Below are 22,263 nucleotides of genomic sequence, written 5' to 3' on the forward strand. Positions count from 1 at the left end.
TTGGATTAAGACTTCTTTTCCGCCAATTGTAATTTATTTTTTATGGCCTTCATAATAATAGGGGCGTGAATTCGGGAGTTTTCAATAAACCATTTGTGGGTTTCCATGCCGCCACAGATTACTCCTGCCAAAAACAATCCATCAATATTGGTCTCCATGGTTTCTGGGTCGTAAGTGGGCAATCTTTTTGGGTCGTTGGAAAGTTGTATGCCGAGTTTTTCCAAAAAGGCAAAGTTGGGCATGTATCCTGTTAAGGCCAATACAAAATCGTTCTCCATAGTAACTTCACCTTCCGGGGTATTGATGATGATTTCGTTTGGTTTGATCTCCTTGACCGTGGAATTGTAAAAGGCTTTAATGCTGCCTTCCTCAATTCGGTTGATGATATCCGGCCTTACCCAATACTTTACTCGAGGCCCCACCTCTGGACCTCGGATCACCAAGCTTACCTCGGCTCCTTTGCGCCAACATTCCAAAGCGGCATCTATGGCCGAATTACTTGCACCGACCACCACCAATTTTTGACTGGCGTAAAAGTGAGGGTCTTTGTAATAATGGGATACTTTCGGTAAATCCTCGCCAGGAACGTTGATGGTGTTGGGCAAGTCGTAAAATCCCGTGGCCACTACTACGTTTTTGGCCCGATACTCATCTTTATCGGTTCTTACAGCAAAAATATCTCCTTGTTTTTCGGTGTCGATGACCTTTTCAAAAAGATGAATGTTCAATTGGTTCGAGGTCACGATTCTTCGGTAATACTCCAAGGCCTCGTTACGTTTGGGTTTGGCTTCTTTGCTAATGAAAGGAATCCCATCTATCTCCAACTTTTCCGAAGAGGAAAAAAACTGCATGTTCACAGGATAGTTGAACAGCGAATTTACAATGGGCCCTTTTTCAATTATGATATAGGAAAGTCCTTGTTTTTTAGCTTCCAAACCACAGGCAATCCCAATAGGGCCGCCTCCTATGATGACAACATCAAATTCCTGCATTATGCAATTTCTTCTTTTAATTTTTTAATGGTCTCGGTCGGGTCGCCACTTTTAAAAACAAAACTGCCAGCGACCAGAACGTCCGCACCATGATCGATCAATTTTTTGGCATTATCTGCATTAACGCCCCCATCAATCTCAATCAAGGTTTTCGCATTTTTACGATTTATCAATTCTTTGAGGTCGGCCACTTTTTGATAGGTGTTCTCGATAAAAGATTGACCTCCAAAGCCCGGGTTAACGCTCATTACGATTACAATGTCAATATCCTGAATGGTATCTTCCAATAGCTTTATGGAAGTATGTGGATTGATGGCCACTCCTGCCTTCATCCCTTCAGCTTTTATAGCTTGCAGCGTTCTGTGCAAATGGGGGCATGCCTCATAATGAACGGTTAAATGATGTATCCCCAAATCGGCAAATGTTTTAATATATCTGTCCGGGTCAACAATCATAAGATGGGTGTCCAACGGTTTTTTGGCATGCTTGGCAATAGCTTGTATTACGGGCATTCCAAAGGAAATATTGGGTACAAAAACACCATCCATAACGTCCAAATGGAACCAATCGGCATCACTTTGGTTCACCATTTCTATTTCTTGTTGAAGATTGGCAAAGTCGGATGCCAAGAGCGAAGGAGCGATCATTGATTTGTTCATGTTACAAAGTTAGCCAATTACGGTCATCCATAAACGAAAAAAACTCCGGTAATCAGCCGGAGTTTATTCATCAATCAAAAAACGAACAGTCATGATAAACTGTTATATCTTACTAAATTACAACTTTCCTGCCAAAAATCAAATTTAAGGATAGTTTAACTGTAATTTATGGGGTGTTTTTTACACTTTATCCCAAATATGTCTTTAAAATCTTACTTCTAGAGGTGTGTTTTAACCTGCGGATAGCTTTTTCCTTAATTTGACGAACCCTTTCTCGTGTAAGGTCAAAAGTCTCGCCAATTTCTTCCAAGGTCATGGAATGTTGACCAGCTAAACCAAAGTAAAGCCTGATTACATCAGCTTCACGAGGGGTAAGGGTTTCCAATGCACGCTCGATTTCGGTACGAAGGGAATCGTGCAAAAGTTCCTTATCCGGATTTGGCGATTCACCACTGCGCAATACATCGTACAGGTTGGAATCTTCACCATCGATCAATGGAGCATCCATGGATACGTGGCGACCAGAGTTTTTCAAGGATTGCTTCACGTCTTCCACGGTCATGTCCAATTCTTTGGCAATTTCCTCTGCAGAGGGTGGACGCTCGTGCGCCTGCTCCAAGAAAGCAAATGTTTTATTGATCTTGTTGATGGAACCAATCTTGTTCAATGGCAAACGAACAATACGGGACTGCTCCGCCAAAGCTTGAAGAATGGACTGACGAATCCACCAAACAGCGTATGAAATAAATTTAAATCCACGGGTTTCATCAAAACGCTGTGCAGCTTTGATAAGTCCCAAGTTTCCTTCATTGATCAAATCAGGAAGTGTCAACCCTTGGTTCTGGTACTGTTTTGCAACAGATACAACGAACCTAAGGTTGGCTTTAGTTAATTTTTCCAAGGCTACTTGGTCTCCCGCTTTAATTCGCTGTGCCAACTCCACCTCTTCATCGGCGGTGATCAAATCAACCTTACCGATTTCCTGCAAATACTTGTCCAGCGACGCGGTTTCCCTATTGGTAACCTGTTTTGTAATCTTTAACTGTCTCATCTAAAAAATCCCTTCAAATTAAATTTGTGAACCGGAGCTCATTAGGTTATACGTTCAAAAAACCAAAAAGTTACATTTTGGTTACATTTTTTTTAAAAAGAAAGTCCCGAGCAATTGCTCGGGGCTTTTATATTCTAACAAAGAAGTTTTAATCTCTATCCCTTCTTGGCTTTCTGTCGCGGTTGCCACCTCTACGGTCGCCGCCACCACCTCTGCGGTCACCACCTCTATCGTTGCGGGGAGGACGTTCTTGATACCCTTCAGGTTTTGGCAACAAGGCTTTTCTTGATACCTTTTCCTTTCTGGTTCTTGGGTCTAGTCCGAAGTATTTTACATCAAAAACATCTCCCATATTTACCACATCGGATACATTTTCGGTACGTTCCCATGCCAATTCGGATACGTGGAGCAATACTTCGTTCCCTGGTGCCTCGGTATATTCTACCACAGCCCCAAAGTCAAGCATTTTGATCACTTTAACCTCATAAACACTTCCCACTTCTGGTTTAAACATTAATGAATCTATCTTGGCCAATACGGCATCGATACCATTCTGGTCTGTACCAAGAATTTCCACAATACCTTCTTCGGTATCCGGGTCTTCATTAATAACAATAGTGGTATTGGTTGTTTTTTGAAGTTCTTGGATTACTTCTCCACCTTTACCGATAAGTGCACCAATAAATTCACCTGGAATAACTCTGGTAACAATTTTTGGAGCATAAGATTTAACCTCAGCTCTAGGCTCGGCAATAGTTTCGGTAAGTTTGCCCAAAATGTGCATTCTACCATCTTTGGCTTGCATTAAAGCTTTCACCAAGATTTCGTAAGAAAGTCCTTTTACTTTGATGTCCATTTGACAGGCAGTGATGCCATCTGCGGTACCAGTTACCTTAAAGTCCATATCTCCCAAGTGATCTTCATCACCCAAGATGTCGGATAGTACAGCATATTTACCAGTTTCGGTATCTGTGATCAATCCCATAGCGATACCGGAAACAGGTTTTTTCAACTGAACACCAGCGTCCATCAATGCCATAGTACCGGAACATACGGTTGCCATGGATGAGGAACCGTTGGATTCCAATACTTCGGAAACAACACGAACCGTATAAGGACAATCCTCTGGAATCATTCCTTTTAGGGCACGTTGTGCCAAGTTACCGTGTCCAACCTCTCTACGGGATGTACCACGAATTGGTCGTGCTTCACCAGTGGAGAAAGGAGGGAAGTTGTAGTGTAAATAGAATGTTTCTTCACCTTCGTAAGATGGCATGTCTATTTGGTTGGCCTCTCTTGAGGTTCCCAAAGTAACGGTTGCCAAAGCTTGAGTTTCGCCACGGGTAAAGATGGCGGAACCATGTACGGAGGGCAAATAATCGATTTCGCACCATATTGGTCGAACATCGGTTGTTTTACGTCCGTCCAAACGAAGCCCTTCTTCCAATGTTAGGTTTCTAACAGCCTCTTTTTCGGCTTTGTGGTAGTACTTGGAAATCAAATCACCGATTTCTTCCAATTCTTCTTCAGAAAAAGATGCTTTAATTTCTTCTTTGATAGCGGCAAATGCTTCGCTGCGTTCTTTTTTGGAGGAACCCGCTTTGGCCACTTCATATACCTTGTCGTAGGCCATGTCGTGGATTTTTTTCTGAAGTTCTTCGTCTTCAGCTTCCGGTTCGTATTCACGGACCTCTTTTTTGCCGAAAGCTTCTGCCAATTTTATCTGTGCGGCACACTGTACCTTAATGGCTTCGTGGGCAAATTTGATGGCTTCCACCATTTCCTCTTCGGAAATTTCGTCCATCTCACCCTCTACCATCATCACGGAATCTGCGGAGGCTCCGATCATCATGTCGATGTCGGACTCTTTTAATTGTGCTCTGGTCGGGTTGATGACGAACTCACCGTTCACCCTACCCACACGAACTTCCGATATGGCACATTCGAATGGGAAATCCGAAAGTTGAATGGCAGCGGAAGCAGCCAATCCAGCCATGGCGTCGGGCATTACATCTTCGTCGTGCGACATTAACTGAATCATCACCTGTGTTTCGGAGTGGTAATCCTTAGGGAACAATGGTCTCAGTACCCTGTCCACCAACCGCATGGTCAATACTTCGCCGTCGCTAGGTCTTGCTTCTCTTTTAAAGAAACCACCTGGATAACGTCCTGCAGCAGCAAATTTTTCGCGATAATCTACGGTAAGTGGCAAAAAGTCCACGTCCGAAGCTTTGTAATTGGAGACAACTGTACACAATAGCATACACTTGCCAGATTGGACAACAACAGAGCCATGGGCCTGCTTTGCCAGTTTTCCGGTTTCGATAGAAATCTCTCTACCGTCACCGAGGTCTATGACCTCTTTGAATGTCTTTGGAATCATAAAATTAATCTTACCCAACCAATTATGGCCAGGTTGTTAAACATTGGGTCTACCGCCATCCGGGCGGTCGGGTTGTGTTGTTGTTGTGTGCTTGGGAGCACTTGACCAATGAAAAACTATTTGTAGCTTTTTGTGTTTGCCCGGTTTTGGGCCGGGACTTTTTTGTTGAAACGTGTTCAACCAAAACAAAGGGGAAGCCCAAGCCTCCCCTTTTGTTTTTATTTTCTAATATTCAATTCCTTGATCAAGGAACGATATTTTTCAATATCTTTTTTCTTTAGGTAATCCAAAAGACTACGTCTTTTACCTACCAATGCCACCAAAGAACGCTCGGTGTTGTAATCTTTGTGGTTCCTTTTAAGGTGTCCGGTTAGGTGGTTGATACGGTGTGTGAACAAAGCAATTTGTCCTTCCGTAGAACCAGTGTTGCTCTCAGAGCCGCCGTGTTTTTTAAAAATCTCGGCTTTAACTTCTTTTGTTAAATACATTCCAATATTATTTAAATGATTTTTATGTATTGATCAAATCTGCGATCAGCGTGCAAAGATAGGCGTTTTTTTGAATTTAAAAGACTTATATCAATCAAACTTTTAAGGTCGGTATGTAGCCGGACTTTCTCTTTCTAAAACAAAGAGGCTAAAAAGTTAATTATCTGTCAGTTCGAGCGCAGTCGAGAACCTAAAGTATGTTGATGGTCAATAATGGGTTTCGACTGCGCTCAACCTGACAAATTCAAGCTTTTGTTGTTTTTTAGACCTTTTAATTTCTTACAGGTTGATTGGTAATCAAATCGATATAGAGATTGATTTTCTTTTTCAAATCCCTACGGTGGGTAATGAAGTCCAAGAAACCGTGTTCTTTCAAAAATTCGGCCGTTTGGAAACCTTCCGGGAGGTCTTTGCCTGTTGTGTCTTTAACTACCCTGGGTCCTGCAAATCCGATCAAAGCACCGGGTTCGGCGATGTTAATGTCGCCCAACATGGCATAGGAAGCTGTTGTACCACCTGTTGTAGGGTCTGTACACAATGAAATGTACGGTATTTTTGCATCGGCCAATTGTGCTAACTTGGCTGATGTTTTTGCCAATTGCATCAAGGATAGGGCGGCTTCCATCATACGGGCCCCGCCAGATTTGGAAATCATCACAAATGGCACTTTTTTCCTTTTGGCCACATCAATGGCGCGCGATATTTTTTCGCCAACCACACTTCCCATGGAACCTCCTATAAAGGCAAAGTCCATGCAGGCTACAACAATATCCTTTCCTTGGGATTTGCCAACTGCAGTTCTGACGGCATCTTTTAAACCTGTTTTTTTCTGGGCAGCCTTTAAACGATCCGAATATTTTTTGGTGTCCACAAACTTTAATGGGTCTTTGGACGTCATTTTTGTGTCAAGTTCACGGAACTTGTTGTCATCAAAAAGAATTTCAAAATATTCTTTACTGCCAATTCGAACGTGATAATCATCTTCTGGACTTACGTAGAAGTTTTTTGCCAAATCCTCGGCCTCGACAATCTTACCTGTGGGGGATTTGTACCACAACCCCTTTGGGGTGTCTTTTTTCTCCTCGGTAGCTGTTTGTATTCCTTTTTCCTTTCTTTTAAACCAAGACGACATGCAATCAATATTTAGTTAGACAAAGGCTTACAAGGTGTTTACGTTGTTCAAATCCTCGAAGGCTTTTTTCAAACGAGCGATAAAGGTTTTTTCTCCTTCTCGCAGCCAAACTCGGGGATCGTAGTATTTTTTGTTGGGTTGGTCGTCACCATCAGGGTTGCCTATCTGTGTTTGTAGATAATCCTTTTTTCCTTGGATGTAATCACGAACACCTTCCAAGAATGCGTATTGCAAATCGGTATCAATGTTCATTTTGATGACCCCGTAACCGATGGCTTCCCTGATTTCTTCCAAAGTGGAACCTGAACCTCCGTGGAATACAAAGTCGATATGGTTGTGCTCTACACCGTATTTCTCGGTGATAAACTCTTGGGAGTTTTTAAGGATTTTTGGGGTCAGTTTTACGTTCCCCGGCTTGTATACCCCGTGTACGTTACCAAATGCAGCGGCGATTGTAAACCTTGGACTTACTTTTGAAAGCTCTTCGTAAGCAAAGGCCACTTCTTCGGGCTGGGTGTACAATTTGGAGTCGTCCACATCGGTGTTGTCCACACCATCTTCCTCGCCTCCGGTGATTCCCAACTCAATCTCCAAAGTCATTTCCATTTTGCTCATGCGCTCCAGGTATTCCTTGCAGATTTCAATGTTTTCCTCAAGTGGTTCTTCGGAAAGATCGATCATGTGTGAACTGAACAATGATTTTCCGGTTTCCTTGTAATGCTTTTCACTAGCGTCCAAAAGCCCATCAATCCAAGGCAACAATTTTTTGGCGCAGTGGTCGGTATGTAGAATTACGGTTGCTCCATAGGCCTCGGCCAATTGGTGAACGTGTTTTGCGCCTGCAACGGCTCCTAAAATTGCAGCTTTTTGATCTTCGTTGGAAAGTCCTTTACCTGCGTTGAACTGGGCACCTCCGTTAGAAAATTGGATAATTACGGGGGCGTTTAACGTTGCGGCGGTTTCCATTACGGCATTGATACTATCAGAACCGATTACGTTTACTGCAGGAAGTGCATATCCGTTCTCTTTTGCGTGGTTGAAAATTGCCTGTACTTCATCACCGGTTGCAACACCGGGCTTGATATTGTGGGACATAGTTATATTGGTTTCGAATTAAATAGGAAACAAAAGTAATAAAATATTTCCTCTAGAAAGGATAATTGATCCCTATGTTGAAGACGGCCTGTTTGAAGCTGTATCCATCGAACCAGCGATCGGACCCAATTTTGGCAGGGTTGTACGTTTTGAACCCAACATCCAACCTAAAAACAAAATAGGTAAAATCGTAACGAAGCCCAAGGCCGGTTCCCAATGCAATGTCCCCTAGAGAAGCGAACCCGCTAAATATGGCGTCGGGGTTTGTTTCGTTGTCGAATACATTCCAAATATTGCCTGCGTCCGCAAAAAGGGCACCCTTTACATCACCGGCAATGGGGAACCTATATTCAAGGTTTAGGGCCAGTTTTAGGTTGGCCTCGTTAAAATCGTTGATGTTGTCCGTGCTGCCAGGTCCAAGCTCGTAAGCGTTCCAGGCGCGGTTGTCGTTGGACCCACCTGCAAAGTAGCTGCGAACAAAGGGCACGTTGTCGGAATTGCCATAGGGAATTGCCAGACCGGAGAAGCTCCTAAAGGCGATTACTTGTCCTCCTCCAATACTCCAATGGCGTATATAATCGAACTCGGTTTTTACGTATTGGGAGAAAGGAACGCTGAAGACAAGGTGCTGTCCGTTGGGATTTTTATTGAAAGGTATTGCATTGGTGAGCAATGAGAGCATGGCACCGGCACTTTCGAGTTTTATACGATACTGATAAAAATCAAGGTCGTTAATGCCTGATTTACTGTTTTTGGTATGGGTGAAATTACTGGCAAAAATTAGGTTGTCCTCTGTTAGCCTTCTTCGTCTTTCCTCAATGCTATTTACTTCTTGTTTCTCTTCTGAGCTTACTGGAATTGAATCGCTCAAAACATCCTGGGCAAATCGGTTTGCTCCATCTGGTATGCTCAGCTTTGGTTCTTCACCTTCTTCCAGAATGGGGTCAAAATAGGAGGAATATTCAGGGTTGTCCTGAAATTGATCGGCGATATCGTCCAAATTGGAAAAGGTATTTCGGTATACATTGTAGAAATTGTTCGTGTTTACATTGCGTACAAATTCCACATTAATAAGTTCAATATTGTTTTTTAACCGTTCCGAAGGCGACCAGTTATAGGATAAAATGGAGTTCAGGGACTGTTTGTCCAAACCGATGTTCCTTTGGAAGTTAGTACCTACGGACAATCGGCTTTGTGGGAGCATATAATAAGGTATGATGCGCTCTGTATTGAAGGGCAGCCAAATCCGGGGAAATGTAATGTTGATATCCCCGCCGAGCTCGGAAGTGAATGTTTCATCCGATAGGGAGGCATCGCTCAACAAACCAATGGATCCCCTTGCCGAAATATTCAAAGTTTCTGCACCGCCAAAGACATTACGTGTAATCACCGAAGCACTAAAGGCGGTGCCCACTTGTTGAATGTTGGAGTGGGTGACATCAAAATTTAGGTTTAAAGAGTATTTGGGCTTGGCGGCCAAGTATATGTTGGTTTCCAGTTCCGTTTGTGTGGAATCCGGTATAAACTCAATATTGGGGTACTTAAAGGTGTTCAGGTTGGTGATCTGCCTGTAGGTTCTTATTCTGTCCAAATCTCGGTAAACACTATCTTTCTCAAAGAAAATGGCATCGGCCAGTGCTTTGGGGCGGTAGCGGAGCTTGCCGTTGTAATAGATGTTGTAATTTTCGTGTTGAATACGCTGTAAAGTATCCATGCCTCCGTTTATATCATAATCTGCGTAAATGTTGATTTGTTTGTGGCGAGCCACCTTGTACGGCATGTTGGTATCCGTACTATCGTTCGAGCTCCTAAATTTTTTAATGTTCAATTGCACATCCATGAGCTGGTCGTCCGAAGCAAGGGTAGTATCCCGCAGAATACTGTAGTTGATGGAGCTTTCCTGGAAATTATATACCCCCGAATTTCTAAACAAGCTTGTTAATCGCTCCCGCTCCATGGTAAATTTGTCCAAATCAAATTGTTCACCCTGTCTAACAAAACTTTGCCCAATTGCATTCTGGTATATGGAATCCAACTCTGGTGAGGTAATGTTTTTTTGTATGGTGTCCACAATGTAAGGCTTATTCAAGGTGATGTTATACTCAATACTTGCCTTTCTCTTTTTTCTGCTATCCACTATTTGATATTCCCCCGTGTTGTTAAAATACCCTTTGCTATTGTAATAGGATTCCAGTTTTTTGAGAGATTTATTGGTCTCTGAAGTATCAATAATAACAGGGGGTTCGCCAATTCTTTTCAAAAACTCACTATATCCTTTTACCAGAAATGATTCGCTTAATCTGTTTACCTGCTTCTCGGAAAGCAAATTGTTAAGTCGTTTTTCCCTTTTTTCTTTTCGGTGCAGCCAATCCTGGAATGATGAATCGGGGTTTTCTTTGGCTAGGTTATAAAGATTGAGTTTTAGCGGGTAACCCAAAACATTGCTGTTGGGTTTCTGGGAGATAAGTCCTTTTATTTCGCTACTGCTTATTTTTTCATCATCGACCAAAATGGTGTTTTTGGTGAGCAATAATTCATCATCCCCGACCTTTTTTAAGGTATTGCAACCCAAAATGCTAAGCAAAAGCAACAATAATCCTATTTTTGCCCAGTTGCACGTTACACCAAAAGAACCATTCATAGAAGCCAAAAATACACGATTTAGATGGTTACAAAAAACCAAATTAAACTAGTTGTTAGCCTAAAGCAAAAAAAGTACCGATCTCAACATCGCCTCTTTGTTGTTGAAGGAGAAAAGGTAGTGAATGAATTACTGCAAGCGGGAGTAAAGCCATTTAAAGTTTTTGTTGATGATGCTGTATTGATGGGGAAATTTAAAGATGCCGAAGTGGTTTCCTCCAAAGTTTTGAAGCAAATGAGCAGCCTTACCCGCCCAAATGGCGTGTTGGGGGTTTTTTATATGGCCGAATCCCATAAAGCGATTGATGATGATTGGATCTTGGTGCTGGATGCCGTTAGGGATCCCGGTAATTTAGGAACCATTATCCGGCTTTGTGATTGGTTTGGTATAACGCAGCTCGTCTGTTCGCCGGACACGGTAGATTGTTATAATCCTAAAGTATTGCAGGCCACCATGGGTTCCATTGCTCGGGTGAACATTGTTTATGTTGATTTGGAAGATTATTTGCAAAAAACAGACCTTCCCGTTTACGGTGCTTTTATGGATGGCGAAACCATTTATAAATCCGATTTGGCGAAAAAGGGAGTTTTGGTAATGGGCAACGAAGCCAACGGCATTTCTGACGAAGTGGGTCAATTTATCACCAAAAGAATTTCCATTCCCCAATTTGGTGCTGCTACTGCCGAAAGCTTGAACGTAGCCACGGCAACTGCCATTCTGTTGAATGAAATACGAAGGTAGTTTTTGGAACTTGATTTTGATGCCAGAAGTCAGAAGTCGGGAGTCCGATGTCGGAAGTTTGATGCTTGAACTTATTGCATACTGCCACTCCGTTACTGGGTATTCAGTTATTTAAATTTAAATCAGAAGTCGGATGTCGGAAGTCCAATGTTTGATGTTTGAGCTTGATGCTTGAACTTGATTCGAGCAATTAGTGCAATTCGTGTCAAACTCGGAAGACAGGAGTAAGGAGTCGGAAGTTTGATGCTTAATTTTTGGAATTTGATCCGTACTATTCAAACGTAAAATTGATGAAGATGCCCCGGGTGCGCATTGCGTTGATGTTCCCGGTCCAAGGACTGTTGGGGTCCTCATCCGGAACCAATTCGTCCGTAAGGGCAAAAACACCTCGGATAGATGGTGTAAACTTAAAGTACTCGGTGTAAAAATCAATTCCAAAACCCAATTCATACCCATACACATTTTGTTTCATTCGGAATTGTCCACTACTGTTATCATCTAGGCTATCCTCATTGCTACCTAAATTGATGGAAGTATACACTCCGCCAATAATAAAAGGTTTCCAGTTTCCAATTCTTCGGGTACTGGCCTTGATCAGTAAAGGGAACCTTATGTAGGTCGAACGCACTTCGCGCAGCGCATCGACTTGGGAAGGAAGGCCCGGGAAACCAAGGATTCTGGAAGTGTAGAGCAGGCCGGGTTCAAAACGGGCATCCAAAAACTCATTTATTCTAAGTTCTCCGATCAATCCCACATTAAAACCAAAACTTTTGTCCACCAATATATCTTTACCAATATCATCCTTGTATTCAAATTGAAAGTCGTATTGGTTAAACCCCAGATAATATCCCCAGTTCAAAAATTTCTTATCCTCGTTCTGAAGATTTAAAATGGGGTCGCCTCCAAATTGGGCAATGACAGTGGTGTTTGACAAAGCTAAAAATCCAAAAAGAATGAGGATATTTTTCATTTGACTATTTTGAAGCGACATAAATGGATGCTACACCCATGGTTTGTGGTTTGTTCTCTACTCCTATAAACCCAATTTTCTTCAAAATATTGTTGAAAGCCTCACCATGAGGGAAAACAGATGCCGATTCACTCAAATATTTGTAGGCCGACCTGTCCTTGGAAAAAAGTTTGCCTATAGTGGGCAAAACATACTTTGTATATATTTTATATCCTTGTTTAAAAGGGGTTTTGGTGGGGACGGAAGTTTCGAGCACTACAAAATGTCCCTTTGGTTTTAGTACCCGATAAATTTCTTCCAATCCTTTTTCCAGATCTTCAAAATTTCTTACCCCAAAGGCAACGGTGATCGCATCAAAGGAATTGTCTTCAAATGGGAGGTTTTCGCTGTCTCCCACCACCATTTCAATGGTATCCTGCAATTTTTTGTTGGATACTTTGGTTTTGCCCACTTCCAACATGCCGGGAGATAGGTCCAGACCAATAATTTTTTTGGCCCCGGTCTTTGCCATGGCAATGGCAAGATCACCTGTGCCGGTGGCAATGTCCAAAATGGAATTTGGGGATTTGTCCTTTAAAAAAGCTACGATGCGCTTACGCCATTTAACATCGGTTCCAAAGGAAATAACACGGTTAAGGCCGTCGTAATTACCGGATATATTATCGAACATCTGCCTTACTTGGTCCTTTTTGCCAAGCTCAGATTCTTTATAGGGCGTCACCTTTTTCGACATCGCTTAAATTTGGTGGCAAATATACAACTTAGCTTAAGGGATGAAGACAAAATTATTTATGTAATTTTGCCCTCCAAAGGGATTTATTTTCCGTATTTGGTTAAAAGTATGGAGTTTACGTATAGCATACCATTCCTAATATTGTTTGCAACGTGCAAACTGAGGTTATTTAAGAACACATCCTATTCTAATCAATGAGAATCATTATTGCAGGTGCTGGTGAAGTTGGGTTTCATTTGGCCAAATTATTGTCCTATGAAGCACAGGAAATCACTTTGATTGATACCGATAAGGAAAGACTGTCCTATGCCGATAACCATTTGGATATTCGGGTGCTTCGGGGCGACGCTACGTCTATCCAAGTATTGCAAGATGCGCAAGTCGATGGCTCTGATCTTGTAATCGCGGTAACAGCATCGGAAACTACCAACTTGACCCTTTGTGTACTTGCAAAACAATTGGGCTGCAAACGAACCATGGCCAGAATTTCCAATACGGAATTCATGGACAATCGAGATATTATCAAGTTTGAACAATTGGGAATTGATGAATTGATTTCCCCAGAGCGTTTGGCGGCTATGGAAATCCAGTTAATGCTCAATCAATCCGCCTTTAACGATACCTACCAGTTTGAAGAAGGACTGCTCACCATGTTCGGGGTAATACTGCCCAAAACCGCACCTTTTGTGGGTAAAATGGTGAAAGAAGCTGCCCGAATTTTTCCAGAACTCAATTTTATGCCCATTGCACTGCAGCGAAAAGGAACCCAATTTACTTTGATTCCAAGGGGTGATACCGTTTTTAAAGAAGGCGATCAGGTGTATTTCATCACTTCGGATAAGGGAGTGGAAGAGTTGTACAAGCTTTCGGGAATGCAGAAACAGGACATTAAAAATGTGATGATTCTTGGGGGCAGTAAAGTGGGTTACAAAACGGCAAGGGACCTCTGCAATAAAAAATTCAATGTAAAACTGATTGAAAAGAACAAGGAGAAAGCATTTGACATTGCAGATGAACTGCCCCATGCCCTTGTAATAAACGGAGACGGGAGAAATGTTGAACTTTTGGAAGAAGAAAACCTTGAGTCCATGGACGCCTTTATTGCCGTTACCGGGAACTCTGAAACCAATATCATGTCCTGTTTGGTAGCCAAGAGCAAAAAAATCAAAAAAACCATTGCATTGGTAGAGAACATGGACTATTTTCAATTGTCCCACTCCATCGGTGTGGATACCCTCATCAATAAAAAACTCCTTGCCGCCAACAGCATTTTTAGGTATATCCGAAAAGGGGAGGTGCTCGCCTTGACCCGTTTGAACAATTTAAATGCAGAAATTTTAGAGTTTGAAGTAAAGGCTACATCCTTGGTGAATGGTGAGTTGATCAGGGAGCTTAATTTTCCTAGAGAGGCAAGTATCGGTGGTGTTATACGGAACGGAGAGGGAATTATTGCGTTGGGTGATTTTAGGATTGCCAAAGGCGATAAAGTAGTGGTCTGTTGCTTGCCCAAAGCCATACCAAGGATAGAAAAGCTGTTCCTATAATGAAGCTCAATACACGAATCATTATCCATATCTTGGGCCTGTTGTTGCTTTGCAATGGTTCTTTTATGCTTTTAGCGGCAATTGCCAGTGGCATATATAAAGATGGTGCCACCATGGAAATTATGTTGGCTGCCATTGTGACCATGCTTTTTGGAATGATGGCCATGTTCTACACCCGGGGCCATAAAAAGGAAGTCAAAAAGAGGGAAGGGTACATTGTGGTTACCTTTGGATGGATCGTAATGTCTATTTCTGGGATGTTGCCCTATCTTTTTTCCGGAGCAATACCCTCCATTACCGATGCTTTTTTTGAAACCATGTCGGGTTACACCACTACGGGAGCTTCAATATTAGATGATATAGAAGCCTTGCCCGAAGGAATTTTGCTCTGGCGGAGCCTTACCCATTGGATTGGGGGTATGGGAATTATTGTACTTGCCATTGCCATTTTACCGCTTTTGGGTATAGGTGGCATGCAATTGTTCGCCGCAGAAGCGCCTGGGCCTGGCGGGGATAAACTTCACCCAAGAATTACCGATACGGCTAAGAGGCTTTGGTTGATTTATTTTGGATATACAGTGCTGGAAACCTTGCTGCTAAAGTTTGCTGGAATGTCTTTTTTCGATGCCATCAATCATGCACTGGCCACTATGTCAACAGGAGGGTTTTCCACCAAAAATGCGAGCTTGGCTTTTTGGAACGATCAACCTTTGATTCAATACATCGTAATTCTTTTCATGTTTTTGGCAGGAAGCAATTTTGTACTCAGCTATTTTGCGTTGACAGGAAAGGTGCAACGCATCCTAAAGGATGAAGAGTTCAAGTACTATCTTGGTTTTGTGGTTATTTTTACCATTGTTGTTGCCTTGGGCATTTATTTTAGGGCAGATGTGCCTATATCCGATTTTCATCCAATGGTACTGGGAGAGGTGGAAAGCACCATTAGGCATGGTTTGTTTCAGGTGGTTGCAGTGATTACCACAACAGGCTTTGTTTCTGCGGATTTTACCTCTTGGACCCCATTTTTGACCGTTTTCTTTTTCGGTTTAATGTTCCTTGGAGGCTCGGCGGGTTCAACAGCAGGAGGGATCAAGGTTATGCGACACCTATTGATTATCAAAAATGGTATTTTGGAATTTAAGAGGACCTTGCACCCAAATGCCATCATACCTGTTCGGTACAATCAAAAAACAGTTACAGAGCATATTGTTTACAATGTGATAGCTTTTTTTGTACTGTATATGCTGCTCTTTATTATAGGTTCGTTGGTGCTGGGTCTCTTGGGCTTGGATTTTGTATCGGCCGTTGGGGGTTCTGCTTCTTCGCTGGGCAATGTAGGTCCCGCTTTGGGCAGTTTAAACCCGGTCAGTAATTATAACAGTCTCCCTGCGGCTGGTAAATGGTGGTGTAGTTTTTTAATGCTTTTGGGGCGTTTGGAGCTGTTCACTGTTCTGATTTTGCTTACCCCATATTTCTGGAAAAAGACCTAATAAAAAAACCTCTTGAAGTAAACAAGAGGCTTTTAATTGATTGATTAATTGTTAGATGCTGAAACAGGTTCAGTATGACATCTTAATATATTTAAAGTACAGCCTTAATTCGGGCAATGGCTTCTTTCAATTCTTTTTCTGATGCTGCATAAGATATACGAATGCAATTGGGGTTTCCGAAAGCTTCACCGGTAACTGTGGCCACATTGGCGTGCTCCAACAAATACAGTGAAAAATCTGAAGCATTGTTAATAGTGACACCGTTCAAGGTTTTTCCAAAGAAATCAGAAATATCGGGGAAAACATAAAATGCACCCTCGGGCACGTTGAGGTTAAATCCTTCTATTTCTCCCAAAAGCCCAAGTACAAGGTCTCTTCTTTCATGGAACTTGTCGATCATAAACTGGATCTTGCTCACTGGGGCCTCCAATGCGGTGATTACGGCGCGCTGAGCAATGGCGTTGGCACCACTGGTCACCTGTCCTTGTAATTTGGTGCAACCTTTGGCAATCCATTCCGGTGCGCCTATATACCCAATACGCCATCCCGTCATGGCAAAAGCTTTGGATACGCCGTTTACGGTAATGGTTCTGTCGTACATGCCATCAATACCGGCAATGCTTACGTGACCGCCTGCAAAATTGATATGTTCGTAGATTTCATCTGAAACCACATAAATATTGGGGTGTTTTTTCAATACCTCGGCCAAACCTTCCAATTCTTCCTTGCTGTACACCGAACCACTGGGGTTGCATGGTGAACTGAACCAGATCATACGTGTTTTTGGGGTTATGGCAGCCTCCAATTGCTCGGGTGTCATTTTAAAATCGGTGTCGATTTGTGTAAGAACCTCTACGGGAACTCCTTCGGCCAATTTTACGATGTCGCTATAGCTTACCCAATATGGAGCGGGCAGAATTACTTCATCACCAGGATTAAGAACCACCATGGCCACATTAAACAGCGATTGCTTCGCTCCCGTGGATACCACAATTTGGTTTAAACCATAATCAAGATTGTTATCTCTTTTGAATTTATTCGCAATTGCGGTTTTTAGCTCTGCATACCCATCAACAGGGGTGTAGCTGCTATAATTCTCGTCGATGGCCTGCTTTGCGGCATCTTTGATAAAATCAGGAATGTTGAAGTCGGGTTCCCCCAAGCTCAAACCTATAATATCCTTTCCTTCATTTCGTAATTCCCGTGCTTTGGCAGCCATGGCCAAAGTTGCTGACGTGGACATATTCTTGATCCTGTCAGATAAGTGGTTGCTCATTGGTACTTCGTTTTTTACTGATATTGGAGCGCAGGTTTTTTACCTAGCTCTTTTAAGTGTTTGAAGTGCGAAATTATAGCTTTTCTGGTAGTTTTATATTCGTGATAAGGCAAATTGAACTCCTGAGCAGTCTGTTTCACAATTTTGGAAATATTTGTGTAATGTATGTGGCTGATGTTCGGGAAGATATGATGTTCCACCTGATGGTTCAATCCGCCGGTAAACCAGTTTACAATTCTGTTTTTAGTACCAAAATTCACCGTGGTGAACAATTGGTGAATGGCCCAAGTGTTCTTCATGTTTCCTTCTTTATCAGGCAGTGGGGTTTCTGCATGGTCCACAATGTGAGCCAATTGGAAAACCACACTCAGAATCACTCCTGCAACGTAGTGCATAATAAAGAACCCAAGCAATACTTGCCACCAGGCAATGTCAACAAAAACCAACGGGAGAACAATCCAAATGGTTATATAGATTACTTTTGTTATAACCAATGTGCTCCAGTTAATTACTGGATTGGGTAGTTTTCCGTAGCTTAATTTCCGCTTCATATAACGGTACATTTGTTGGAAATCCGTGGTTATTGCCCAATTAAAGGTCAATAGGCCATATAGCAAAATGGAATAGTAATGTTGAAATTTATGATGCTTTCTCCACTCGGCATGTTTGGAGAATCTTAAGATTCTTCCAGCTTCCATGTCCTCGTCGTGTTCGTGTATGTTTGTGTACGTATGGTGCAGTACATTGTGCTGAACTTGCCAGTTGTAAACATTACCGGCCAAAATGTAGATGCTGCTTCCCATGAGTTTGTTTACCCATTTTTTGTTGGAGTAAGCACCATGGTTTCCATCGTGCATTACGTTCATTCCAACACCGGCCATTCCAACGCCCATGGTAATGGAAAGTAGTAAATAGCCCCAGAAAGGGAGGTTTAAGGTTAACATCAAAAAGTAGGGGGTCAAAAAAATGGCAAACATCACAATGGTTTTCAAGTGAAGTTTCCAGTTACCGGTTTTCTTGAGGTTGTTTTCTTTGAAGTATTCGTTTACTCTCTTGTTAAGTGTCCTAAAAAATTGTGCGGAATCTCTTCTTGAAAACCGGATGGTATTTTTATCCATAAAAAATATTTTTTACAAAGGTAACTAAAATGCTTTTTTAGAGTCACAACGTTTTGTTAGAACGGTGTTAAGGTCTATAAAAGTATTAATTTTGACAAAAATAACGTTTGGAACATGAAAGCGGAACTCATCTTTAAATATTTTACGACACTCAACGACGAGCAAAAGCAACAGTTCATAAAGTTGGAGGCGTTGTACCAAGACTGGAACCAGAAAATCAATGTGGTTTCCAGAAAAGATATAGATGAGCTCTATTTGCGCCATGTTCTTCATTCTGTAGGTATTGCAAAGATTCAGGTGTTCAACGAAGGTGCCCATATCTTGGATGTGGGTACGGGCGGGGGCTTTCCGGGCATTCCCTTGGCCATATTATTTCCAAACGTAAAATTTACCCTTGTTGATGCAATCGGAAAAAAAATAAAAGTCGTTAAAGAGGTGGTGGAAGGACTTGGATTGAAGAATGTTGAAGCCCATCATTCCCGTGTGGAGGAAATTCCCGGACAATATGATTTTATTGTAAGCAGGGCAGTGGCTGCGATGCCAACATTTGTGCACTGGACCAAAGGGAAGATTAAAAAGGATTCCGCCCATCAGCGTAAAAATGGCATACTTTACCTTAAAGGCGGTGACCTTACGGAGGAATTGAAGGGCTATGAAACCGTTCAAGTCTTTGACTTAAACGAGTATTTTGAAGAGGATTTTTTCGAGACTAAAAAAGTAGTGTACTTACCCCAGAAGTTCAAGGGTTAAATTAAATACTGTACATCCTTTTATATACCAATCTGCATTTGCGGGCATAATCCTTGGCATATTGCCATAATTGCTCATACTTTTTAATCGCCGATTTCACCCACATGTTGAATCTAACTGCCATAACTAACTGATTTAGTATTATAAAATTAAATAGATTACGTTTAATTTACAATTAGTTAACGTTAATTTTACATTTAAATTGTGGGTTGACCTCCTTTGAGGCTTTCTATTGAGGTAGTTTTCTTGTTAGTTTGTTGATATATAAGTGTTTACTTATACAGGTCGTTTGTGTCGGCTTCGGCGATATCAACAAAAAGTTGTCCCATTTTGGCACAAATTAGGTTAAAGAACACCTCGCCTTTCTCTTTGCTGGCCTTGCTGGGGTCGCCTACACCGGTATCCTCGCTTATTTTGGACCAAGGACGTTCTGTCCATGCCCATCCTTCGGAAAAGGCCTTGATCTTGTTTTTGAATTCTTTTCCATCGCCCCATTCTTCTTTGGGCAATACCAGTTCTGGTGTTAGGTGAAGAATAAGGCTGGTTTCCATCTCACCGGCATGATCGCCGGGTTTGTCAAAAACCCCTGATTCATTTCCAAGGTTGAACCAATTGGTAACGCAAAGGAACATATCGGGGAAAAGTAGCCCCAACTCCCTGATAATGGCTTTCCAATTGTTGCCGCCATGACTATTTAGGATCATAAATTTTTTTATGCCCTGACGATTCAAAACTGTGAGAATATCTTTTAGAATGGCAAATTGTGTGCTTGGATTTAGGTTCATGTCCAAGTAAATATCCGGTTGACCCGTATTTACCCCAAACGGAATCGTAGGAAGCACAATTACTTTGCTGCCTTGTTCCCAAGCAATCTTGGCAGAGGCTTCGGCAATCGAGGATCCCTCAATGACATCGGTTGCATAGGGGAGGTGGTAGTTGTGCGCTTCGGTAGCGCCCCAAGGCAATATAGCAAGGTCAATAGATTCGTCTTTTAAATGTTTCCAGTTGGTTTCTGCCAAAATATAGGGTCTGGGCATGGGTGTTATAAGTTAGGTTAAACAAAAAAGCCGTCATGTTATAATGACGGCCTTTAAAATAGGTGTTTTTTGTTTTATCCCAAAAATGGATATCTATAATCCTCGGGAGTAACAAAAGTTTCCTTGATCAATCTAGGGGAAACCCATCGTAGAAGGTTCTGCATGGATCCTGCCTTGTCGTTGGTTCCCGATGCCCTTGCGCCACCAAAAGGTTGTTGTCCCACTACGGCTCCTGTAGGCTTATCGTTGATGTAGAAATTGCCCGCACTGTTTTGAAGTGCTTTTGTAGCTTCATCAATGGAATAGCGGTCTCCTGAAAGTACAGCTCCCGTTAAGCCATACTCCGATGTGCCATCCACCAATTTCAAGGTTTCGCTCCAATCCTTGTCCTCATAAACGTAAATGGTGACCACAGGCCCAAAAAGCTCTGTGTACATGGTCTCGTACTGTGGGTTGGTGGTCAATATTACCGTGGGCTCTATAAAATATCCTTCGGATTTATCATAATTACCTCCTGCGATTATTTCGGCATCATTATCGGCTTTTGCCTTGTCAATGTATTTGGCCAATTTATCAAAAGAGCCCTCGTGGATCACAGCTGTAATAAAATTACTCATGTCCTCCGGGGAACCTGGTTTATTAAAGGAGGCAATGTCTTTTTTTACCAACTCCAAAATTTCATCGGCAGTGGATTTGGGCAGATATACTCTGGAGGCCGCACTGCATTTTTGCCCTTGGAACTCAAAAGCGCCCCTGCTGATGGCGGTGGCCACCTGTTGGGGTTTTGCTGTTGGGTGGGCAATTATGAAATCCTTTCCGCCCGTTTCGCCAACAATCCTGGGGTATGTTTTGTACTTGTGGATATTGTTTCCGATCTGTTTCCAAAGACTCTTGAATACATCGGTAGAACCGGTAAAATGGATTCCTGAAAAATCAGGGCTGTCCAACACCGTATCCGAAATCATGACCGGATCTCCGTAAACTACGTTGATCACCCCATCGGGCAGTCCAGCTTCCTTGAGCACATCAACAATCACTTTTGCGGAATAAATTTGGCTGTCGCTTGGTTTCCATACCACCACGTTGCCCATCATAGCGGCACTGGTGGGAAGATTCCCTGCAATGGCCGTGAAGTTGAACGGGGTGATGGCATATACAAAACCTTCCAGCGGACGGTATTCCACGCGATTCCATACTCCTTCGGAAGATTCTGGTTGTTCGCTGTATATTTGGGACATATATTCTACGTTGAAGCGAAGGAAGTCCACAATCTCGCAGGCAGAATCAATCTCGGCTTGATAAATATTTTTGGACTGGGCCAACATGGTGGCAGCGTTCATTTTTTGACGGTAAGGTCCAGCAATTAGTTCGGCTGCCTTTAAAAAAATGGCACAGCGTTGTTCCCAGGTCAAATTGGCCCAAGCATCTCTGGCCTCCAAACAATTGGCGATGGCCTTTTCCACGTGTGTTTTCTCGGCAAGGTGATATTGCCCAATTATATGCTTGTGGTCGTGGGGAGGGGACAGGGGCTTGGTATTGCCCGTTTTTATTTCCTCGCTTCCAATGTAAAGTGGAATGTCCACATTATCATTGTAAAATGCGTTATATTGTTTTAGTACTTCTTCTCGTTCAGGTGAACCTGGAGCATAGCTCAGTACAGGTTCGTTATATGCAGTTGGAACTTGAAAAAATCCTTTTCCCATAGAAATGTTTTTTAGAGTTGTACAATTCTATCAAAGGTAATGAAACAGGGACCGAAAATAAAATGATGCCAATTAGTTTATGGCGAAGGGCGCTGCAAACTTAAACGTGGGAATTTCGACCTCGAACTCTTCTGCATTGGTAAAGTTGACCATGCGATAATGGCCGCGCATGGCTCCTACGGGTGATGCCAAGAGGCAACCTGAGCTGTACGTATGCGATTTGCCCGGTTTTATTACTGGTTTTCTGCCAATTACACCTTCTCCGTCAATGGTCTCCATGTCCTTGAGGGCGTCAAATACATCCCAGTGTCTGGCAGTGAGCTGAACAGTGTCCTTGCTTAGGTTCTCTATGGTGATGGTGTAGCCAAACGCATAGTGTACCTTGTAGTTTTTAAAGAAGGTTCCTTCGAAAGAAGTGCGTACCGATATTTTAATTCCTTTGGTTACCTGTGTAAACATA

Annotated in this window: 20 protein-coding genes; 4 read left to right on the plus strand and 16 right to left on the minus strand. The window is 42.4% G+C overall.

Annotated elements, in window-relative coordinates; genetic code table 11:
• Positions 1-5: 5 nt before the first annotated feature.
• The 8 genes from AC13CS_RS10670 to tamL all read right to left on the minus strand — a co-directional run bounded on the left by AC13CS_RS10670 (position 6) and on the right by tamL (position 10,441).
• The gene (locus AC13CS_RS10670) at positions 6-992 is read right to left on the minus strand and encodes a YpdA family putative bacillithiol disulfide reductase (protein ID WP_293167677.1); all 987 of its coding nucleotides are present in this window, start codon (positions 990-992) and stop codon (positions 6-8) included.
• Positions 992-1,651 (minus strand): ribulose-phosphate 3-epimerase, encoded by a 660-nt coding sequence (gene rpe, locus AC13CS_RS10675; RefSeq protein ID WP_293167675.1) that lies wholly within the window; start codon positions 1,649-1,651, stop codon positions 992-994. Before rpe ends, AC13CS_RS10670 begins: the two co-directional genes overlap by 1 nt.
• 187 nt (positions 1,652-1,838) lie before the next feature.
• Complete coding sequence (locus AC13CS_RS10680; RefSeq protein WP_100817395.1) at positions 1,839-2,702, minus strand: sigma-70 family RNA polymerase sigma factor; 864 nt, start codon at positions 2,700-2,702, stop codon at positions 1,839-1,841.
• 148 nt (positions 2,703-2,850) lie between these two features.
• Positions 2,851-5,085 carry a polyribonucleotide nucleotidyltransferase gene (locus AC13CS_RS10685; protein WP_293167673.1) on the minus strand — a complete coding sequence of 745 codons (2,235 nt, stop codon included), beginning with the start codon at positions 5,083-5,085 and terminating at the stop codon, positions 2,851-2,853.
• A 218-nt stretch (positions 5,086-5,303) separates the two neighbouring features.
• Positions 5,304-5,573 (minus strand): 30S ribosomal protein S15, encoded by a 270-nt coding sequence (gene rpsO / locus AC13CS_RS10690; RefSeq protein ID WP_293167671.1) that lies wholly within the window; start codon positions 5,571-5,573, stop codon positions 5,304-5,306.
• Positions 5,574-5,844: 271 nt separating this feature from the next.
• Positions 5,845-6,705, minus strand: a complete 861-nt coding sequence (gene accD, locus AC13CS_RS10695; RefSeq protein ID WP_293167669.1) for an acetyl-CoA carboxylase, carboxyltransferase subunit beta — start codon at positions 6,703-6,705, stop codon at positions 5,845-5,847.
• 27 nt (positions 6,706-6,732) lie between these two features.
• On the minus strand, positions 6,733-7,800 hold the full coding sequence (gene fbaA, locus AC13CS_RS10700; protein WP_293167667.1) for a class II fructose-bisphosphate aldolase: 1,068 nt from the start codon (positions 7,798-7,800) through the stop codon (positions 6,733-6,735).
• 52 nt (positions 7,801-7,852) lie between these two features.
• Positions 7,853-10,441, minus strand: coding sequence for a translocation and assembly module lipoprotein TamL (gene tamL / locus AC13CS_RS10705; RefSeq protein ID WP_293167964.1), 2,589 nt, complete (start codon positions 10,439-10,441; stop codon positions 7,853-7,855).
• Positions 10,442-10,465: 24 nt separating this feature from the next.
• Here tamL and AC13CS_RS10710 point away from each other — a divergent pair, with 24 nt between their 5' ends.
• The gene (locus AC13CS_RS10710; RefSeq protein WP_293167665.1) at positions 10,466-11,182 is read left to right on the plus strand and encodes an RNA methyltransferase; all 717 of its coding nucleotides are present in this window, start codon (positions 10,466-10,468) and stop codon (positions 11,180-11,182) included.
• 271 nt (positions 11,183-11,453) lie between these two features.
• On the opposite strand, the gene porT is transcribed toward AC13CS_RS10710, so the two are convergent.
• Entirely contained in the window at positions 11,454-12,152 is a 699-nt protein-coding gene (gene porT, locus AC13CS_RS10715; RefSeq protein WP_293167662.1) for a type IX secretion/gliding motility protein PorT/SprT, read from the minus strand.
• A 4-nt stretch (positions 12,153-12,156) separates the two neighbouring features.
• Positions 12,157-12,885, minus strand: coding sequence for a bifunctional demethylmenaquinone methyltransferase/2-methoxy-6-polyprenyl-1,4-benzoquinol methylase UbiE (gene ubiE / locus AC13CS_RS10720; protein ID WP_293167660.1), 729 nt, complete (start codon positions 12,883-12,885; stop codon positions 12,157-12,159).
• Between the two features lie 194 nt (positions 12,886-13,079).
• On the opposite strand from ubiE, the gene trkA reads away from it, so the two are divergent.
• Together trkA and AC13CS_RS10730 are read left to right on the plus strand one after the other, a co-directional pair.
• Complete coding sequence (trkA, locus tag AC13CS_RS10725; protein ID WP_163625166.1) at positions 13,080-14,429, plus strand: Trk system potassium transporter TrkA; 1,350 nt, start codon at positions 13,080-13,082, stop codon at positions 14,427-14,429.
• Entirely contained in the window at positions 14,429-15,919 is a 1,491-nt protein-coding gene (locus AC13CS_RS10730; protein ID WP_293167657.1) for a potassium transporter TrkG, read from the plus strand. Before trkA ends, AC13CS_RS10730 begins: the two co-directional genes overlap by 1 nt.
• Before the next feature lie 91 nt (positions 15,920-16,010).
• Here AC13CS_RS10730 and AC13CS_RS10735 read toward each other — a convergent pair whose 3' ends face one another.
• Together AC13CS_RS10735 and AC13CS_RS10740 are read right to left on the minus strand one after the other, a co-directional pair.
• A complete protein-coding gene (locus tag AC13CS_RS10735; RefSeq protein ID WP_293167655.1) occupies positions 16,011-17,195 on the minus strand; it encodes a pyridoxal phosphate-dependent aminotransferase in 1,185 nt (394 codons plus the stop codon).
• 14 nt (positions 17,196-17,209) lie between these two features.
• The gene (locus AC13CS_RS10740; RefSeq protein WP_163625163.1) at positions 17,210-18,313 is read right to left on the minus strand and encodes a fatty acid desaturase family protein; all 1,104 of its coding nucleotides are present in this window, start codon (positions 18,311-18,313) and stop codon (positions 17,210-17,212) included.
• A gap of 114 nt (positions 18,314-18,427) precedes the next feature.
• On the opposite strand from AC13CS_RS10740, the gene rsmG reads away from it, so the two are divergent.
• Positions 18,428-19,063, plus strand: coding sequence for a 16S rRNA (guanine(527)-N(7))-methyltransferase RsmG (gene rsmG, locus AC13CS_RS10745; protein ID WP_293167652.1), 636 nt, complete (start codon positions 18,428-18,430; stop codon positions 19,061-19,063).
• 1 nt (position 19,064) lies between these two features.
• Here the strand turns inward: rsmG and AC13CS_RS10750 are convergent, their stop codons facing one another.
• The 4 genes from AC13CS_RS10750 to apaG form a co-directional block, all read right to left on the minus strand.
• Entirely contained in the window at positions 19,065-19,187 is a 123-nt protein-coding gene (locus tag AC13CS_RS10750; protein WP_293167650.1) for a hypothetical protein, read from the minus strand.
• Positions 19,188-19,335: 148 nt separating this feature from the next.
• A complete protein-coding gene (locus AC13CS_RS10755; protein ID WP_293167648.1) occupies positions 19,336-20,100 on the minus strand; it encodes a creatininase family protein in 765 nt (254 codons plus the stop codon).
• A gap of 74 nt (positions 20,101-20,174) precedes the next feature.
• Positions 20,175-21,803: an L-glutamate gamma-semialdehyde dehydrogenase gene (gene pruA / locus AC13CS_RS10760; protein ID WP_293167646.1), complete on the minus strand. Its 1,629-nt coding sequence runs from the start codon at positions 21,801-21,803 to the stop codon at positions 20,175-20,177.
• A gap of 72 nt (positions 21,804-21,875) precedes the next feature.
• Positions 21,876-22,262, minus strand: coding sequence for a Co2+/Mg2+ efflux protein ApaG (gene apaG / locus AC13CS_RS10765; RefSeq protein ID WP_014033374.1), 387 nt, complete (start codon positions 22,260-22,262; stop codon positions 21,876-21,878).
• Between the last annotated feature and the right edge of the window lies 1 nt (position 22,263).

The organism is Flagellimonas sp. B-3, from assembly GCF_056857835.1.

What these genes read in the sequence shown, in the direction of transcription:
- fbaA (WP_293167667.1), bottom strand. Translation starts at nt 7,800, where the DNA reads ATGTCCCACAATATCAAGCCCGGTGTTGCAACCGGTGATGAAGTACAG.
- trkA (WP_163625166.1), top strand. Translation starts at nt 13,080, where the DNA reads ATGAGAATCATTATTGCAGGTGCTGGTGAAGTTGGGTTTCATTTGGCC.
- AC13CS_RS10680 (WP_100817395.1), bottom strand. Translation starts at nt 2,702, where the DNA reads ATGAGACAGTTAAAGATTACAAAACAGGTTACCAATAGGGAAACCGCG.
- AC13CS_RS10740 (WP_163625163.1), bottom strand. Translation starts at nt 18,313, where the DNA reads ATGGATAAAAATACCATCCGGTTTTCAAGAAGAGATTCCGCACAATTT.
- rpe (WP_293167675.1), bottom strand. Translation starts at nt 1,651, where the DNA reads ATGAACAAATCAATGATCGCTCCTTCGCTCTTGGCATCCGACTTTGCC.
- rsmG (WP_293167652.1), top strand. Translation starts at nt 18,428, where the DNA reads ATGAAAGCGGAACTCATCTTTAAATATTTTACGACACTCAACGACGAG.
- rpsO (WP_293167671.1), bottom strand. Translation starts at nt 5,573, where the DNA reads ATGTATTTAACAAAAGAAGTTAAAGCCGAGATTTTTAAAAAACACGGC.
- accD (WP_293167669.1), bottom strand. Translation starts at nt 6,705, where the DNA reads ATGTCGTCTTGGTTTAAAAGAAAGGAAAAAGGAATACAAACAGCTACC.
- apaG (WP_014033374.1), bottom strand. Translation starts at nt 22,262, where the DNA reads ATGTTTACACAGGTAACCAAAGGAATTAAAATATCGGTACGCACTTCT.
- pruA (WP_293167646.1), bottom strand. Translation starts at nt 21,803, where the DNA reads ATGGGAAAAGGATTTTTTCAAGTTCCAACTGCATATAACGAACCTGTA.
- AC13CS_RS10735 (WP_293167655.1), bottom strand. Translation starts at nt 17,195, where the DNA reads ATGAGCAACCACTTATCTGACAGGATCAAGAATATGTCCACGTCAGCA.
- AC13CS_RS10750 (WP_293167650.1), bottom strand. Translation starts at nt 19,187, where the DNA reads ATGGCAGTTAGATTCAACATGTGGGTGAAATCGGCGATTAAAAAGTAT.
- AC13CS_RS10730 (WP_293167657.1), top strand. Translation starts at nt 14,429, where the DNA reads ATGAAGCTCAATACACGAATCATTATCCATATCTTGGGCCTGTTGTTG.
- AC13CS_RS10670 (WP_293167677.1), bottom strand. Translation starts at nt 992, where the DNA reads ATGCAGGAATTTGATGTTGTCATCATAGGAGGCGGCCCTATTGGGATT.
- AC13CS_RS10710 (WP_293167665.1), top strand. Translation starts at nt 10,466, where the DNA reads ATGGTTACAAAAAACCAAATTAAACTAGTTGTTAGCCTAAAGCAAAAA.
- AC13CS_RS10755 (WP_293167648.1), bottom strand. Translation starts at nt 20,100, where the DNA reads ATGCCCAGACCCTATATTTTGGCAGAAACCAACTGGAAACATTTAAAA.
- ubiE (WP_293167660.1), bottom strand. Translation starts at nt 12,885, where the DNA reads ATGTCGAAAAAGGTGACGCCCTATAAAGAATCTGAGCTTGGCAAAAAG.
- tamL (WP_293167964.1), bottom strand. Translation starts at nt 10,441, where the DNA reads ATGAATGGTTCTTTTGGTGTAACGTGCAACTGGGCAAAAATAGGATTA.
- porT (WP_293167662.1), bottom strand. Translation starts at nt 12,152, where the DNA reads ATGAAAAATATCCTCATTCTTTTTGGATTTTTAGCTTTGTCAAACACC.
- AC13CS_RS10685 (WP_293167673.1), bottom strand. Translation starts at nt 5,085, where the DNA reads ATGATTCCAAAGACATTCAAAGAGGTCATAGACCTCGGTGACGGTAGA.